Below are 13,476 nucleotides of genomic sequence, written 5' to 3'. Positions count from 1 at the left end.
CGCCCGCCGGGCAGGTGACGCCCCGTCCGGCGACGGACGGAACGGTCAGATCAGGCCGACCTGCATGGCGCGGGCCCCGGCCTGGAATCGACTACGCGCGTCAAGTGCTTCCATGGCGGAGGCGACGTCGTTGCGCACCGTGCGGACGCTGCACCCCAGCCGGCGGGCGATCGCGTCGTCCGTGAGCCCTTCCGACAGGAGCCGCAGGACGACCTCCGAGCGCGGGCGGCGGGTCGGGGCGACGGGCTGCCGCCCCGTCTGCCGTACGGTCGCTCCGCGCTCCCAGAACCGCTCGGCGAGCGCGCTCAACCGCTCCAGCTCCGCCGCGGACCGTACGACGCGGATCCCCTCGGTCTCGTCGACGACCACGGCGACCGCGCCGTCCATGATCATCGCGCGCGGCGGCAGGGTGCTGACCGAGCGCAGCGCGACGCCCTCCTGCGAGAGCCACTGCGCGTGCGCCATGGCACCCGGCGCCTTGATCACCGAGGAGGCCCACACCGCGCGCACCTTGGCACCTCGCCTCAGCACCATGTCCACGACCGGCCGGGAGAACTCGAAGCCGCCCTCGTCGTGGTGCGGGACGAGGAGAACGACCTCGCGCTGGACCTTGGCGACCAGCCGCTCGATGATGACGGACGCGTCGTGACGGTTCTCGCCACTCTCGCCGGAGTCACCGAAACGTTCCGCCTGCTCGTGCAGGGCGATGAACCTGCCGATCCGGACCGGGCAGGGCTGGGGCGAGCGGCCCTCCCGCATGCGGGAGGCCAGCAGCGTCGGCAGGGCGATGCACGGCTCGACGGCCCGGGACGCCGTCCCGTCCTCCCCGGAGACACTGGCGAGACCTTCGGCCCGCAGGGTGTCCAGCACCCTCACGACCTGGTCCGTCGGCCAGGCGAGAGTCTGAGCCAGTTCCCGCGTCCGCCATGTCGCACGCTGGAGCATCGTGCGGTAGAGCAGCTCCGACCGCACATCCAAACCGATCCCCGTATCAGCCACGTCAACCTCTCGGCAGTTGCTCTCTCCGGGCAGAACCACGCCCCTCTGACGTGGTCAACTTAGGCCGCCTCCAGCGCGGTCGGCGTGTCCGAGAACCGATTGCGACAGCTTGGTGCCACGCCCACCCGGGTTTCCCTCGTGCACAGCCGGGTAGGCGGCACAACCGGCCATCCGCCGCCTCGGCGGGACCCCTCGTGCCTCGGGTTTCTCGCCGCGGCGACACGCCCACGCCTCAGCTCGCCGCCCCGCAGCGACACGCCCGCGCCCGGCCCTTCGAGCCACGGGCCCAGGGGCCGCCTCGGCCCCGCGCCTGCCCGCCCGTACGTTCACGCGGGGCCGTCGCTCCCGTCCGCATCTGCAGTTTCCTGTACCGGGCATCGGTGGAGGGTTCCGGCGCGGGCACGGAGAATTGGCCGCCGGCGCCGGGCGCACGGCACTGCGGAAGCAGGCGCACGGCACGGCGGAAGCAGCCGGGCACAGGGCGCACGCGGCGGAAGCAGGCGCCCGGGAACGGCGGCCCGGCGCCCTTCGCGAGATTCCCCGTACCCGCACCGCACATGGACTCCGGTCCGGGAAAGGCTCTGCCATGCAGCACACAGCGTTCCTGATCCTGATACCCGTCCTCTTCGTCGGCACCCTGGTCGGCCTCTCCATGGGCGCCCGTCGGCTGCTCGGCATCAGGATCGGCACGATACGGACGGCGCTCGGCGGCACCGTCGGCGTCCTCGCGACGATGCAGATCATCGCGGCCATGGGCCCGAGCAGCCACCGGCCGGCCATGACCTCCGTCCAGGTGGGCTGCGGCATCCTCGTCACGATGCTCTTCCTGGCGGTCTCGGAGGTCGTGCTGCCCAGCGGCCGGCTGACCGAGATCGTTCGCCTGCCCGGCGTACTGCGCCGCCGCGTCGTGCGTACACGGCGCTACGCGGAACTCAGCGCCATCGCCATGCGCAACGGTCTCTCACCCTCGTTGCGCGGACTCTCCAGGGCGGGATCGCCGAAAGGGACGTCCGCCGGACGCAGGCACTCCGCCCGGCAGTTGAGGCGGGCCCTTGAGGAAGCGGGCTCGACCTTCGTCAAGCTGGGGCAGATGCTCTCGACCCGCTACGACCTGCTCCCCGCCGAATACGTCGAGGAGTTCTCCGAGCTCCACCACCAGGCCGCGGCCGAACCCTGGGACCGCGTACGGGAGCTGCTCACCGAGGAGCTGGGCTGTGAACCGGAGGCGGTCTTCGCCGAGTTCGACCCCGCCCCCCTGGCCGCCGGGTCGATGGCCCAGGTGCACCTGGCGCGGCTGAAGGACGGTCAGGAGGTCGCGGTGAAGATCCAGCGTCCGGGCGCCTGCCAGGTGGTGGAGCGCGACCTGGACATCCTGTTCCGGATCAGCCACAAGCTGGAGGAGCACACGAACTGGGCGAGCAGCATGGGCCTCGGTGAGCTGATGAACGGTTTCGCCGTTTCGCTCAACGAGGAGCTGGACTTCCGGACCGAGGCCCGCAACATGGCCGCCATCGTCGCGGGAGCCGCGGAGTCGGGCGCGGTCTGCGCCATCCGTACGCCCCGCGTGTTCGAGCAGTACAGCAGCAGGCGGGTGCTGACACTGGAGCGCCTGCACGGCGTTCCCCTCAGTTCCGCCAGGGAGACGATCGCCGAACGCGGCCTGGACGGTGCGAAGCTCGCGGGGCAGCTCTTCGACTGCATCCTCGAACAGATCACGCTGGGCGGGGTCTTCCACGCCGACCCGCACCCGGGGAACGTCCTGCTGTTGAGCAGTGGCGAGCTCGGACTGCTCGACTTCGGCTCGGTCGGCCGGCTGGACCGGCGGATGCGCGCCGCACTCCAGGACCTGCTGCTGGCCCTCCACCGCGACGATCCCGCCGCCCTCAGTGACGCGCTGCTGGAGATCGTCGAGCGCCCGGAGCAGATCGACGAGAGGCAGCTGGAGCGGGCGCTGGGACGGTTCATGGCCCGCTGCCTGGGCCCCGGGGGCAAGCCTCACCGCGACATGTTCTCCGAGCTCTTCGTGCTCGTCGCCCGCCACGGCCTGACCGTACCGCCGGAGGTGGCGGCCACCTTCCGGGCCCTGGCCACCGTGGAGGGCACGGTCGAACGGCTCGTGCCGGACTTCGACCTCGTCGCGCAGGCCCGTACGTTCGCCGCCGCGCGGGTCCAGGAGCAGCTGAGCTACGAGCGGGTCAAGGACTCGCTGATCGAGGAGGCGATCTCGCTCACCTCGGTCCTGCGCCGACTGCCGCGCCGGGTGGACCGGGTCAGCAGCGCGCTGGAGGGGGGCCGGCTGGGGATCCGGATCCGGCTGCTGGCGGACGAACGGGACCGGCGTTTCGTGCGCGGGCTCGTGCACGACGTGCTGCTGACGTTCCTCGGCGGGGTCATCGCACTGGTCGCCTCCGTGCTGCTGAGCGTCGACGGCAAGCCGACGATCATGGGGTCCGTCTCGCTGAGCCAGCTGATCGGCTACAACCTGCTGGTCGTCAGCTTCATCCTGGTGCTCCGGGTGGTCTTCTCCATCTCCCGGGGCCGGGGCTGATTACACCTGTCAGCACCGGGCCGGGCCCGTCACACACGTCGGCCGGGAGACGCGGTGCGCGTCTCCCGGCCGCCGGTCGTAGCGGTACCCGTCACGGGGTACCGCGACGGAGGGTCACAGCACCCGGAAGGACCGGTTCGCGATGGGTGCGCAGACGGCCACCAGGACGCAGGAGACGCCCACGGTGGTGAGGAGCTCCGTGAACGAGGCCTGGCCGGCGACCATGCTGCGCATCGCGTCGTTCGCGTACGAGATGGGATTCGCCTCGGCGACGACCCGCAGCCAGACCGGCATCGACTCCGGGTCGACGAAGGCGTTGGAGGCGAACAGCAGCGGGAAGGTGCAGAGGGTGGTGATCATGCGCAGCACGTCACCGTTGCGCAGCACCGCTGCCAGGGCGATGAAGATCCAGCTCATCGACCAGCCGACGAACAGGGCCAGCAGGATCGAGCCGGCGACCCCGAGTATGCCGCCGGGCGGGTCGAAGCCGAAGATCAGCGCGGCCAGGACGGCCACGGCGATCAGCTGGTAGAGGGACCGTGCGGCGTCCGCGAGGCTCCGGGCGAGCAGTACGCCGAACCGGGAGATCGGCATCGTGTGGAAGCGGGTGATCACATCGTTGCGCAGGTCGTTGATGAGCCCGTTCCCGGCCTGCGCCCCGGCCGCCACCGAGGTGATGATCATGATCGCGGGGGCCAGTCCGGCGATGTACGACAGGTCGCTCCCCTGGGGCGCGACGGTGTCGCCCAGCGCGCGCAGCACACCGCCGAACATCAGCAGCATCACCAGGGGCTCGATGAACGTCACGATGAGCACGCCCGGTTGCAGGTAGGGCCGTACGGAACGGCCCGTGAGCGCGAGGGTCTGGGTCAGCAGGCTGCTGCCGCCCCACTCCTCGGACACGCTCACGCCGGTCCGGGAGGTCGGTCGGGGTGCGGTCTCGGCGTCGATGACCGTCATCGGGATGCTCCTTCTTCAGTGAGGCTGGTCGGGACGGTCACGCGGACACCGGCTTCGCGGCGGGTTCGTGGGTCAGCGTCAGGTAGACGTCGTCCAGGGTCGGTTCGGAGAAGGCCAGTTCGGCGATCTCGATGTCGGCGTCGCTGAGGACGCGTACGACGACCGCGAGGTCCGAGGCCGCCGCCACGGGTGCGCTCAGCGCCGCCCCCGACTCCTGCGGTGTGGCCCGGATGCCGGCCTTGTCCAGGGCGTGCACCGCGTCCCGCACGCCGGACTCCGACGCGGGGGTCACCGTCACCAGGCGCTGACCGACCTCGGCCTTGAGTTCGGCGGGGTTCCCGCCCGCCACCACGCTCCCCGCGGAGAGCACGGTGATCTGGTCGCAGAGGCGGTCCGCCTCCTCCAGGTACTGGGTGGTGAGGAGCACGGCGGTGCCGTCCTTGGCGAGCCGCTCGATGGTCTCCCACACCCCGATCCGGGCGTTCGGGTCGAGCCCGGTCGTCGGTTCGTCGAGGAAGATGACCCGGGGACCGCCGACGAGGCTGGCCGCGATGTCCAGACGCCGGCGCATGCCGCCGGAGTACTGGAGCACCGGGCGGGTCGCCGCGTCGGTCAGCTCGAACAGCTCCAGGAGCTCGTTCGCGCGGGCGACGGCCTGGCGCCTGCTCGCGCCGAGCAGCCGCGCGACGAGCACGAGGTTCTCCCGCCCGTTGAGCTGCTCGTCGACCGAGGCGAACTGTCCGGTCAGGCCGATGCAGCGGCGTACGGCCTCCGCGTCGGCGGTCACGTCGTGGCCGCAGATGCTCGCGGAGCCGCTGGTCAGCGGCAGCAGCGTGGACAGGATGTGCACCAGGGTGGTCTTGCCGGCGCCGTTGTGGCCGAGCAAGCCGTGGATCGAGCCTTCCGGAACAGAGACGTCGACTCCGTTCAGGGCTTTCACGTCACCGAACGACTTCACTACGCCGACTGCCTGAATCATGGGTTTGGCCACGTGCTCGGCCTCCGTTGCTGTGTCCGGTGGCCCGATGGCTGGCCCCGGTTCGGATGTGTGCTCGGATAAGCCACCGCCGCCGGGTGGCGATCGTAGAACCGGGCAGCGGCCGGAAGACGGGGCGCTGCAGGTTGCGGAAAGTCCGGCTCGTGGCAGGGGCCCGGTCGTGTCAGCCCGTGAGGGCTTCGCTGATCCGGGCGGTGCGTGGCCGCGCCATGCGGACGTAGTCGTCGGTGGGCAGCGCCATCGACAGGTCGAGGCGGGCGGCGTTGAAGTACAGCATGTCGTGACGGAGCAGGTCCTCGTCGACGATCAGCTCGAGTTCGGGGTGGAAGGAGAACGGGATGATGGAGCCGCTGACCGAGCCGGCCAGCCGCTCCGCCGTGCTGCGGGCCGCGAAGCCCGCCTTGCGTCCGCCGGCGAGCTCCGCGATCCGGCCGAGGTCGACGCGCCGGTCACCCGGCACGACGGCCAGTACGTAACGGCAGGTCCGCTTGGTCGGACGGGCCTCGACGACCAGGGACTTGGCGCCCTGCGCGAGGGCGTGCCCGCGCAGGGCGCTGGCGGCCTCGGTGCGGCCCTCCGGCGCGTGCGCGATCATCCGGTAGCCGGCCCCGTGCAGGTCCGCCAGCTGCCGCAGTCGCTGGTACGCGGACCGGCCGTCCGGCACGGCACCGTCCGGGACCTGGGGCCCGCCCGGGCCACCGGGCCTGCCCACACCCCTGGGCCCGCCCGGGCCCCCCGGCACCGCGTACGCCCGGCCGGGAGGGGATCCGGTCGCGGTCACGTCACCACCCGGCCGGTACTCATACGGTGATGCCGCCGTCGACCTGGAGCACCGAGCCGGTGATGTAGGCGGCGCGGTCGCTCGCGAGGAAGGCGACGAGGTCGGCGACCTCCTCGGCCCGGCCGAAGCGGCGCAGGGGTATCTGCTTGGCCGCGTCCTTCTTGACCTTGTCGGCCAGTTCGGCGGTCATGTCGGTCTCGATGTAGCCGGGCGCCACCGCGTTGGCCCGGATGCCGTACCGGCCGACCTCCTTGGCGAGCGCCTTGGAGAAGCCGATGATGCCCGCCTTGGACGCGGAGTAGTTGGACTGCGTCGCGTTGCCGTAGACGCCGGCGACCGAGGAGATGTTGATGATCGTGCCGGACTTCCGCTTCATCATCTCGAAGATCACCGAGCGGCAGACGTGGTAGACGCCGTCGAGGTTGGTGTCCAGCACGCTGTGCCAGTCCTCGTCGGACATGAGCAGCAGCGGGTTGTCCCGGGTGATGCCCGCCGAGCAGACCACCACCTCGACCGGGCCGAGGGCGGACTCCGTCCTGGCCACCCATTCCTTCACGGCGGCGGCGTCGGTCACGTCGACCCGTACCGCCATGGCGCGCACGCCGAGCTCGCCCGCCTCCTTCTCCAGCGCCAGTGCGGCCGGTTCGTCGGACCGGTAGCAGAAACTGACGTCGTGGCCCTCGGCCGCGAGCCGCAGCACGACGGCCCGGCCGATGCCGCGTGAACCCCCGCTGACCAGGGCGACGCGCGTCCCGTTGTCGTCTGTCATGTACTTCTTCTCCTCGCGGCTGCCGGTCAGCGGGACGCTGGTCCGGTGTTTTTCGTGTGGGGTCGCTCGCGGGGGCGGAAGGCCACCGTGACGGTGCCGACGCTCAGCACCGGTTCGTCGCCGGTCCTGCTCTCGCCCTCGAGGACCAAGGTGTCGTCCACCGCGCGCAGCAGCCGCACGTGATGCTCGACCACCTCGCCCGGGAACACCTGCCGGTGGAACTCGACGTCCCTCATGGAGCCGAACAGCATGGTCAGGCCGCCGGACTCCGGCCCGTCCGGCCGTGCGGCCAGCAGGCCCGCGGTCTGGGTCCAGGACTCGAGCAGCAGGAAGTCCGGGTAGGCGAAGTCCGCCTCCGGGGGATCGGCGCCGAGCCGGGCGTACCACGGCTCGTTCAGCGTCACGGCCTTGAGCGAACGGATCTCGTCGGCTCCGGTCATGAGGACCCGGTCGACGAGGAGCATCGGATAGCGGTGGGGCAACGCGGCGCGTGTCTCCCCGGCGCCCCTCACCGTGCCGCCCCGTGCCGGTAACGGAGCCGGGCCGTGGCGGCCGGCCCCCGGCCGGTCGCCACCTTCGCGGTGCAGCGCCAGTCGGAGCCGCGCGGCTCCCAGACCAGCTCGATGTCCAGTACGTCACCCGGGTGCACCGCGGCGAGGAAGCGGCCGGACTCGACCGAGGCCAGCCGGACGCCCCCGGCCCCGGGGGGTACGGAGGTCTCCGCGGCGGTGCGCACACACTCCAGCACGCACACGCCGGGGAAGATCGGGAAGTCCGGGTAGTGCCCGGCGAAGACGGGTTCCTCCGCGTCGATCACCACCGAGTACCGGGCGGACCACTTCCCCGTGCCCGTGTCGTGGCCCGGCTCCCGCACCGTCCGGGGGCGGGCCAGGACAGCGGTCGTCACGAACGCTCCCCCAGCTTGCGCAGCACCTCTTCGTAGGCGCTGTCCAGCGTCCGCACCGTGCGCATCTCGTGCTCGGCGAACTTGACGCCGTACGTCCGCTCCAGCACGACGACGACCTCCAGGGCCATCAGCGAGTCGACCCCGAGCTCCTCCACGAAGTCGGTGCCGTCGCCGACCTCGGACACGTCGGCGTCGATGGTCTCGGCCAGCAACGCACGGAGTTCCTCCCGATCGAGCTGGGCCACCGCGTCGATTGACATGCTCTTCCTTCCGGTTGCGCTCGGACCGGCCGGTCAGCCGGCGAGGGTGCGGATCACGGCGCACGCGACGAGGCCGTCGTCGTCCACCGATGAGATGACGGCGACGTCGCCCGCCGCCGAATCCCCCCGGCCGGCGGCGCTCAGCACGGAGCCGATCTGGAACGCGGCGGACGCGCCGGAGGTGTCCCCGACACCGTCCAGGGACGGCGCCCGGTCCAGGGCCCCGGCGCCGAAGCGTGCGGTGAGCACCTCGCGCTCCTCGTCACCGGCGCGTCCGGCGAGACCGGAGGCCGAGACCGACCGGACCTCCTCGGCGTCGACACCGGCCCGCGCCAGTACCCCGTCGAGGCAGGCGTCGAGCACGGGGCGCAGCCCCGCGCCTGAGTAAACCCGGGACTCCACGGCCAGCACCTCGGCGAGGGCACGGCCGTCCTGGCCGGCCTCCGACGCGGACTCAAGCATGAACATGGCGCAGCCCTCACCGAGCAGCGCACCCCTCGCGTCCTCGTCACGCCGGTGGTGGTCCAGCCACGCCCGCGCGTCGGAGAACTCCTCGACGGCGCCGCACAGTACGGTCTCGGCGCGGCCCGCCCGCAGCAGTCCGGCCGCGTAGTTCAGCGCGGAGAGTCCGGCGACCCGGCCGCCGGCGATCGTGGTGTTCGGCCCCTTCAGCCTGTGCCAGATGGCGCACTGGCCGGCGGCGCAGTTCATCACCGCGTTCGGCATCAGCGAGGGGTCGACGTAGAAGGGCCGTTCACCGACCAGGGAGGCGCGGGTGAAGTCCATCATGCTCTGGGCGCTGCCGGTGGTCGTGCCGAGCACCAGGGCGGTCTCCTCGTCGCCGCCCCTGCGCCTGTCCCCGCTGTCCCGCAGCAGGTCCCGGACGGCGGTGACGGCCAGCCCGGTCACCCGGTCCATCGACCGGGTGCCCTTCCTGCCGAGCACCTCGCGGAGGTCGAAGCCGGGAACCAGGCACGCCCGGTCGTCCGGCGCGGCCCACTCGCCGGAGTCCAGTACGGACGTGGCGTCCCTGTTGGCCAGCACACCGGCCGCAAACTCGTCCTTGCCGATGCCGTACGGCGACACCGCGGACCACGCGGTGATCACCGGCCGGTTGAGGGTCGTGGACGCGCTCGCCGAAAAGGTCATGGTCATTCCGTCCTGCTCAGAGTCCTTGGGGCCGACATCTCGTTCAGACCGCGCCCGGCCCGGGGGCCGACGCGGCCGACGGGGCCGACGGGGAGGGCGGCCGGAGTACCAGCGCCGCGCTGCCGTCGTCCTCGTCGCTGCCCGCGACCAGGCACACGGCGCCGTCCGTGCCGGCTCCGAAGCCGCCGATGGCCGCCGCGGCCTGCACGACACCCAGCGCGCCGGACAGCTCGCCCCAGATCGTGGCGAGGTCGTGGCCCGGCAGCTCGGAGGGCAGCGCCTTGGCCGCGGCACCGGAGGCGAACCAGCCCGTGAGGCCGGTGGGTTCACCGGCGGCGAGTTCCCGGAAGCCGGCGGCCACGTCCGCTCCCCGGGTGTGGCCGCCGATCACCGCGTGGACCGTGGCCCCGCGGGCCTCGGCCGCCTCGGCGCGCTCCAGCACGAGGGCGGCGCCGCCGTCGGCCACCGGGCCGCCGACGAGTTCGCGCACGATCACATTGTCGGGCTCCACGCCCACCACGACGGCCTGGTCGGCACGGCCGGACCGCAGCAGGGCGGTGCCCCAGCGCATCGCGTCGATGCCGGAGCCCGGTCCGTTGCAGACCATCAGGTTGGGGCCGTGCAGGCCGAACCTGATGGCGATCTCGGAGGCGATGATGTTGCTGGAGGCGTTCGGGGTGTCCATCGGGCTCAGCCCGCGGGTGCCCTCGTCCGCGATGGTCCTGGCCACACGGCAGGCCGTGTCGACGTTGCCCAGGTTCGAGCTCACCAGCACGGCCACCCGGGTGCCGTCGGCGGTGAGCGTGCCGTCGTCGAGCAGGCCCGCGTCGGTGAGCACACGCTGCGCGGCGACGAGCCCGAGCTGGGTGGCACGGTCCTTGTAGCGCAGGCCCTTCTTCCCCAGGACCGCCGCCGGGTCGACCGAGCCCACGGGGCGGACGGCGGCGGCCAGTCCGGCCGCGGAGTCCGCACCCGGCAGGGCGACCCCGACTCCTGTCACGTAGATGCTCATGGCGCCTCGACAATCGCGACGGCGTTGATCCCGCCGAATCCGAATCCGTGTACCTGGGCGAGCGAGACCTTGTGCTCGGCCTCCTCACCGCGGACCAGCCGGAAGCCGGCGGCCTCCTCGATCGGCTGCTCCAGCCCGACCAGCGGCGGGACCTTGCCGGTCGCCATCACCTGCAGGGCGGTGACCAGGCTCAGCACCCCCGCCGATCCGCTGGTGTGCCCGGTCATCGGCTTGATTCCGGTGACCACCGGGCCGCCCGCGTCCTGGCCGAAGACCTCGGCGTACGCGGAGGCCTCCACCAGGTCGTTGAGCGGCGTCCCGGTCCCGTGCAGCATCAGCAGGTCGATGTCGGCCGGCCGCGTGCCCGCGTGCAGATGCGCCTGCCGGATCGCCTCGGCGACGTACTTCTGGTCGGGTGCGGTGGGGTGCTTGGCGTCGCAGGTCATCCCGACGCCGCGGAGCCTGCCCCACAGCGTGCCCTCCGGCCCCGCGAAGTCCTCGCGGCGCAGCACGACGGCGGCTGCCCCGTCGCCGAGGATCGTGCCCTTCCGCTTCACGTCCAGGGTCCGCAGCGCGCCGGGCGGCTCGGGCTGGACCCGGTCGGCCAGGCCGAACATGCTCTCGGTGATCGAGTCGACTCCCGCCACGATCACGGTGTCGGCCTCGCCGAGTTCGAGCATGTCGGCGCCCAGCGCCAGGGCGTACAGCGAGGCGGAGCAGGCGTTGGAGAAGGTGTGCGTGTCGGCGGTGGCGAACCGTTCCCGCAGGGCGGTGCCGAAGTGCAGCCGCTCGGGGCCGAAGGGCACCCCGTCACGCCACCACAGTTCGGCGGAGCGCAGCTCGCGCAGTCCGGTGCCCACGAGCACCGGGCAGTCCGACAGGTCGTCGCCGAGGCCGGCCGACTCGGCGGCCTGGCCTACGGCGTCCAGCAGGAAGCCGGTGGCCCGCAGCGTACGGTCCACCCCCGGCTCGGGCCGGTCGTCGATCTCGAAGAGCTGTGTGCCGGTGTACAGGTCGTGGTCGAACCCGCGCATCGGGCCGAGGCCTCCGCGCCCCGCACAGAGGCTGGTGAAGATCTCGTCCGCGTCCCGGCCGATGCTCGCGACCGCGCCGACTCCGGTGATGGGCAGCCTCACCGCTCACCCTCCTGGTATCTGCCGAGGATGACGATCGCGTTGTTGCCGCCGAAGGCGAGCCCGTTGTTCTGCACGATGCGCAGGTCCGCCTCGACGGACTCGTTGGGCACGCAGTCGATCTCGCACTCGGGATCGGTCTCGCGATGGTTGATGGTCGGCGGGATGAAGCCGTGGTAGGCGGACAGCGCGCAGGCGATCGCGGCGAGGGCGCTGGCGGCGCCCATCGTGTGGCCGAGCATCGACTTCAGGGACACGGTGCGCGGCGGGGTGTCGCCGAACACGTCGTGGATCGCGCGCGACTCGGTCACGTCGTTGGCCTTGGTCCCGGTGCCGTGGGCGGAGATGAGGTCGACCTCCTCCTCCTTCACACCGGCGTTCTCCAGCGCGATCTCCATGCACCGGGCGACGCTCGCCTGGTTCGGGGCGACCTGGTGGTAGGCGTCGCAGTTCATCCCGTAGCCGAGCACCTCGGCGTAGATGCGGGCGCCGCGCGCCTGGGCGGAGGCGAGGCTCTCCAGCATCAGCACGCCCGCGCCCTCGCCGGTCAGGATGCCCTTGCGCTCGGAGTCGAAGGGGCGGCAGACGTCGGGTGCGATGGTGCCGAGCCGGTAGAAGCCGGTGAACGTCTTGCGGCACATGGCGTCCGCGCCGCCGCAGAGCGCGTAGTCGGCCGCTCCGGAGCGGATGGCGTCGAAACCCTGGCCGATCGCGTAGTTGCCCGCGGAGCAGGCGGTGGCGATGGTCACCGCGTCCACGTTCGACAGGCCCAGTTCCTGGGCGGCGGCGATGGACAGCCGGTTCGGGGATATCCGGCGGGCGACGGTCGGGTCCATGGCGGCGGGCCCGGACCGGACCTCGGTCTCCACCAGCTGGTCGAGGTCGTAGGACTCCCCGTCGGTGGTGCCGATCGAGATCATCCCGCGCATGGCGCGCAGCGCGTCGAGGTCGACCCCGGAGGCCTCGACGGCCATCCGGGCCGCGGCGACCGAGAAGGTGGTCGCCCTGCCCAGGCTCTCGACCGGCAGGTTGTGGATCCAGCGCTCCGGCTCGGCACCCGTGATCTCGCACCCGTTGGCGTGCGCGAAACCCTCGGTGTCGAACAGGGTGATCGGCTTGGCGCCGCTGCGGCCCGCGCGCAGGCCCTCGGCGAACTCATCGGCTCCGACACCGATGCTGGAGAACACGCCGAACCCGGTCAGCACGACCCGGGACGCCGCGTCGTCGCGCATCGCGTCAGAAAGGCTGTCAGACATCAATCTCCCTCGGTACGGCCTGGTCACCACTGGTTCACCACGTGCTCACCACGGGCATCACGGTCACCACGGAAAGGGGGTTCGGCGGATCACCCGTCGGTCAGGGCCGGGTGATCCGCCGGGGCCGGGGAGCCGGCGGTGTGCCGGCCCCCCGCGCCTGCTTCCGGGCGGCGGTCCCTCCCGGCGGGACCCGTAGGTGCCCCGCGGGTGCCGGGGGCCGATCAGGGGCCCCGCGGGCGCCCGGGGGCGGTTCCGGCCCGCTTCGCGGGGGCCGCAGCGCCCGGGCACCGTGCGCGAGCGGTCGTCCGGCGTGCCGTGCACCGCGTCCGGCGCGGTGCGCCGGTCCACCAGGGGCCGCCGGAACGTGCCTACTTGGCGTCGATCGACTCCTGGACGACGGCGTAGACCCCGTCGAGGTTGACCATCCGCTCCAGCTCGGACTGGTCGATCGTGATCTTGAACTCCTTCTCGAGGCCCGCGAGGATCTCGATGGCCCGCAGCGAGTCCGCGCCGTACTCCTCCTTGAAGAGGCCCTCGTCGGTCACCTCGTCCTCCTCCAGCTCGAGGATGTCGCAGACGATCTCCTTGATGCCGGCCCGCTGTTCGACGGTGGAAGCGCTCATGTGAATCACTCTCAGTTCTTCGGAAGGTGTGCATGGCTCGACCGGACGGGGTGTCCATCGGTCACTTGCTCGGCGGCAGGCG

Annotated in this window: 14 protein-coding genes; 1 reads left to right on the top strand and 13 read right to left on the bottom strand. The window is 71.9% G+C overall.

The features are described from left to right. Nucleotides 1-45 precede the first annotated feature (45 nt). On the bottom strand, nt 46-999 hold the full coding sequence (locus ABZY45_RS28195) for a helix-turn-helix domain-containing protein (RefSeq protein WP_356744278.1): 954 nt from the start codon (nt 997-999) through the stop codon (nt 46-48). A gap of 586 nt (nt 1,000-1,585) precedes the next feature. Here ABZY45_RS28195 and ABZY45_RS28190 point away from each other — a divergent pair. Then, entirely contained in the window at nt 1,586-3,547 is a 1,962-nt protein-coding gene (locus ABZY45_RS28190; protein ID WP_356744276.1) for an AarF/UbiB family protein, read from the top strand. A gap of 114 nt (nt 3,548-3,661) precedes the next feature. Here ABZY45_RS28190 and ABZY45_RS28185 read toward each other — a convergent pair whose 3' ends face one another. The 12 genes from ABZY45_RS28185 to ABZY45_RS28130 form a co-directional block, all read right to left on the bottom strand. Further along, complete coding sequence (locus tag ABZY45_RS28185; RefSeq protein ID WP_356744274.1) at nt 3,662-4,507, bottom strand: ABC transporter permease; 846 nt, start codon at nt 4,505-4,507, stop codon at nt 3,662-3,664. A gap of 37 nt (nt 4,508-4,544) precedes the next feature. Further along, the gene (locus tag ABZY45_RS28180) at nt 4,545-5,498 is read right to left on the bottom strand and encodes an ATP-binding cassette domain-containing protein (protein ID WP_356744272.1); all 954 of its coding nucleotides are present in this window, start codon (nt 5,496-5,498) and stop codon (nt 4,545-4,547) included. Between the two features lie 169 nt (nt 5,499-5,667). After that, entirely contained in the window at nt 5,668-6,099 is a 432-nt protein-coding gene (locus ABZY45_RS28175) for a YbaK/EbsC family protein (protein ID WP_356744552.1), read from the bottom strand. 205 nt (nt 6,100-6,304) lie between these two features. Next, complete coding sequence (gene fabG / locus ABZY45_RS28170; RefSeq protein ID WP_356744270.1) at nt 6,305-7,054, bottom strand: 3-oxoacyl-[acyl-carrier-protein] reductase; 750 nt, start codon at nt 7,052-7,054, stop codon at nt 6,305-6,307. A gap of 26 nt (nt 7,055-7,080) precedes the next feature. Beyond that, on the bottom strand, nt 7,081-7,536 hold the full coding sequence (locus ABZY45_RS28165; RefSeq protein WP_356744268.1) for a beta-hydroxyacyl-ACP dehydratase: 456 nt from the start codon (nt 7,534-7,536) through the stop codon (nt 7,081-7,083). A 26-nt stretch (nt 7,537-7,562) separates the two neighbouring features. Next, nucleotides 7,563-7,961 carry a hypothetical protein gene (locus ABZY45_RS28160; RefSeq protein WP_356744266.1) on the bottom strand — a complete coding sequence of 133 codons (399 nt, stop codon included), beginning with the start codon at nt 7,959-7,961 and terminating at the stop codon, nt 7,563-7,565. Continuing rightward, the gene (locus ABZY45_RS28155; RefSeq protein ID WP_356744264.1) at nt 7,958-8,221 is read right to left on the bottom strand and encodes an acyl carrier protein; all 264 of its coding nucleotides are present in this window, start codon (nt 8,219-8,221) and stop codon (nt 7,958-7,960) included. The genes ABZY45_RS28160 and ABZY45_RS28155 overlap by 4 nt, the downstream gene beginning before the upstream one ends. A gap of 33 nt (nt 8,222-8,254) precedes the next feature. Then, nucleotides 8,255-9,370, bottom strand: coding sequence for a beta-ketoacyl synthase N-terminal-like domain-containing protein (locus tag ABZY45_RS28150; RefSeq protein WP_356744262.1), 1,116 nt, complete (start codon nt 9,368-9,370; stop codon nt 8,255-8,257). 43 nt (nt 9,371-9,413) lie between these two features. Further along, complete coding sequence (locus tag ABZY45_RS28145; protein WP_356744260.1) at nt 9,414-10,382, bottom strand: beta-ketoacyl synthase N-terminal-like domain-containing protein; 969 nt, start codon at nt 10,380-10,382, stop codon at nt 9,414-9,416. Next, the gene (locus ABZY45_RS28140; protein WP_356744258.1) at nt 10,379-11,518 is read right to left on the bottom strand and encodes a beta-ketoacyl synthase N-terminal-like domain-containing protein; all 1,140 of its coding nucleotides are present in this window, start codon (nt 11,516-11,518) and stop codon (nt 10,379-10,381) included. The genes ABZY45_RS28145 and ABZY45_RS28140 overlap by 4 nt, the downstream gene beginning before the upstream one ends. Further along, entirely contained in the window at nt 11,515-12,771 is a 1,257-nt protein-coding gene (locus ABZY45_RS28135; protein ID WP_356744256.1) for a beta-ketoacyl-[acyl-carrier-protein] synthase family protein, read from the bottom strand. The genes ABZY45_RS28140 and ABZY45_RS28135 overlap by 4 nt, the downstream gene beginning before the upstream one ends. A gap of 368 nt (nt 12,772-13,139) precedes the next feature. Beyond that, the gene (locus ABZY45_RS28130; RefSeq protein ID WP_145809406.1) at nt 13,140-13,394 is read right to left on the bottom strand and encodes an acyl carrier protein; all 255 of its coding nucleotides are present in this window, start codon (nt 13,392-13,394) and stop codon (nt 13,140-13,142) included. Between the last annotated feature and the right edge of the window lie 82 nt (nt 13,395-13,476).

The organism is Streptomyces sp. NPDC006516, from assembly GCF_040611875.1.
In the GTDB taxonomy this organism is placed as follows: domain Bacteria; phylum Actinomycetota; class Actinomycetes; order Streptomycetales; family Streptomycetaceae; genus Streptomyces.
The sequence above is the reverse complement of the archived record's forward strand: the minus strand, read 5'-3'. Positions and strand labels throughout refer to the sequence as shown.

Bases quoted from the DNA above. Each gene is read 5' to 3' on its own strand.
- ABZY45_RS28175 (WP_356744552.1), bottom strand. From the start codon at position 6,099: ATGATCGCGCACGCGCCGGAGGGCCGCACCGAGGCCGCCAGCGCCCTG.
- ABZY45_RS28150 (WP_356744262.1), bottom strand. From the start codon at position 9,370: ATGACCTTTTCGGCGAGCGCGTCCACGACCCTCAACCGGCCGGTGATC.
- ABZY45_RS28135 (WP_356744256.1), bottom strand. From the start codon at position 12,771: ATGTCTGACAGCCTTTCTGACGCGATGCGCGACGACGCGGCGTCCCGG.
- ABZY45_RS28130 (WP_145809406.1), bottom strand. From the start codon at position 13,394: ATGAGCGCTTCCACCGTCGAACAGCGGGCCGGCATCAAGGAGATCGTC.
- ABZY45_RS28190 (WP_356744276.1), top strand. From the start codon at position 1,586: ATGCAGCACACAGCGTTCCTGATCCTGATACCCGTCCTCTTCGTCGGC.
- ABZY45_RS28185 (WP_356744274.1), bottom strand. From the start codon at position 4,507: ATGACGGTCATCGACGCCGAGACCGCACCCCGACCGACCTCCCGGACC.
- ABZY45_RS28145 (WP_356744260.1), bottom strand. From the start codon at position 10,382: ATGAGCATCTACGTGACAGGAGTCGGGGTCGCCCTGCCGGGTGCGGAC.
- fabG (WP_356744270.1), bottom strand. From the start codon at position 7,054: ATGACAGACGACAACGGGACGCGCGTCGCCCTGGTCAGCGGGGGTTCA.
- ABZY45_RS28155 (WP_356744264.1), bottom strand. From the start codon at position 8,221: ATGTCAATCGACGCGGTGGCCCAGCTCGATCGGGAGGAACTCCGTGCG.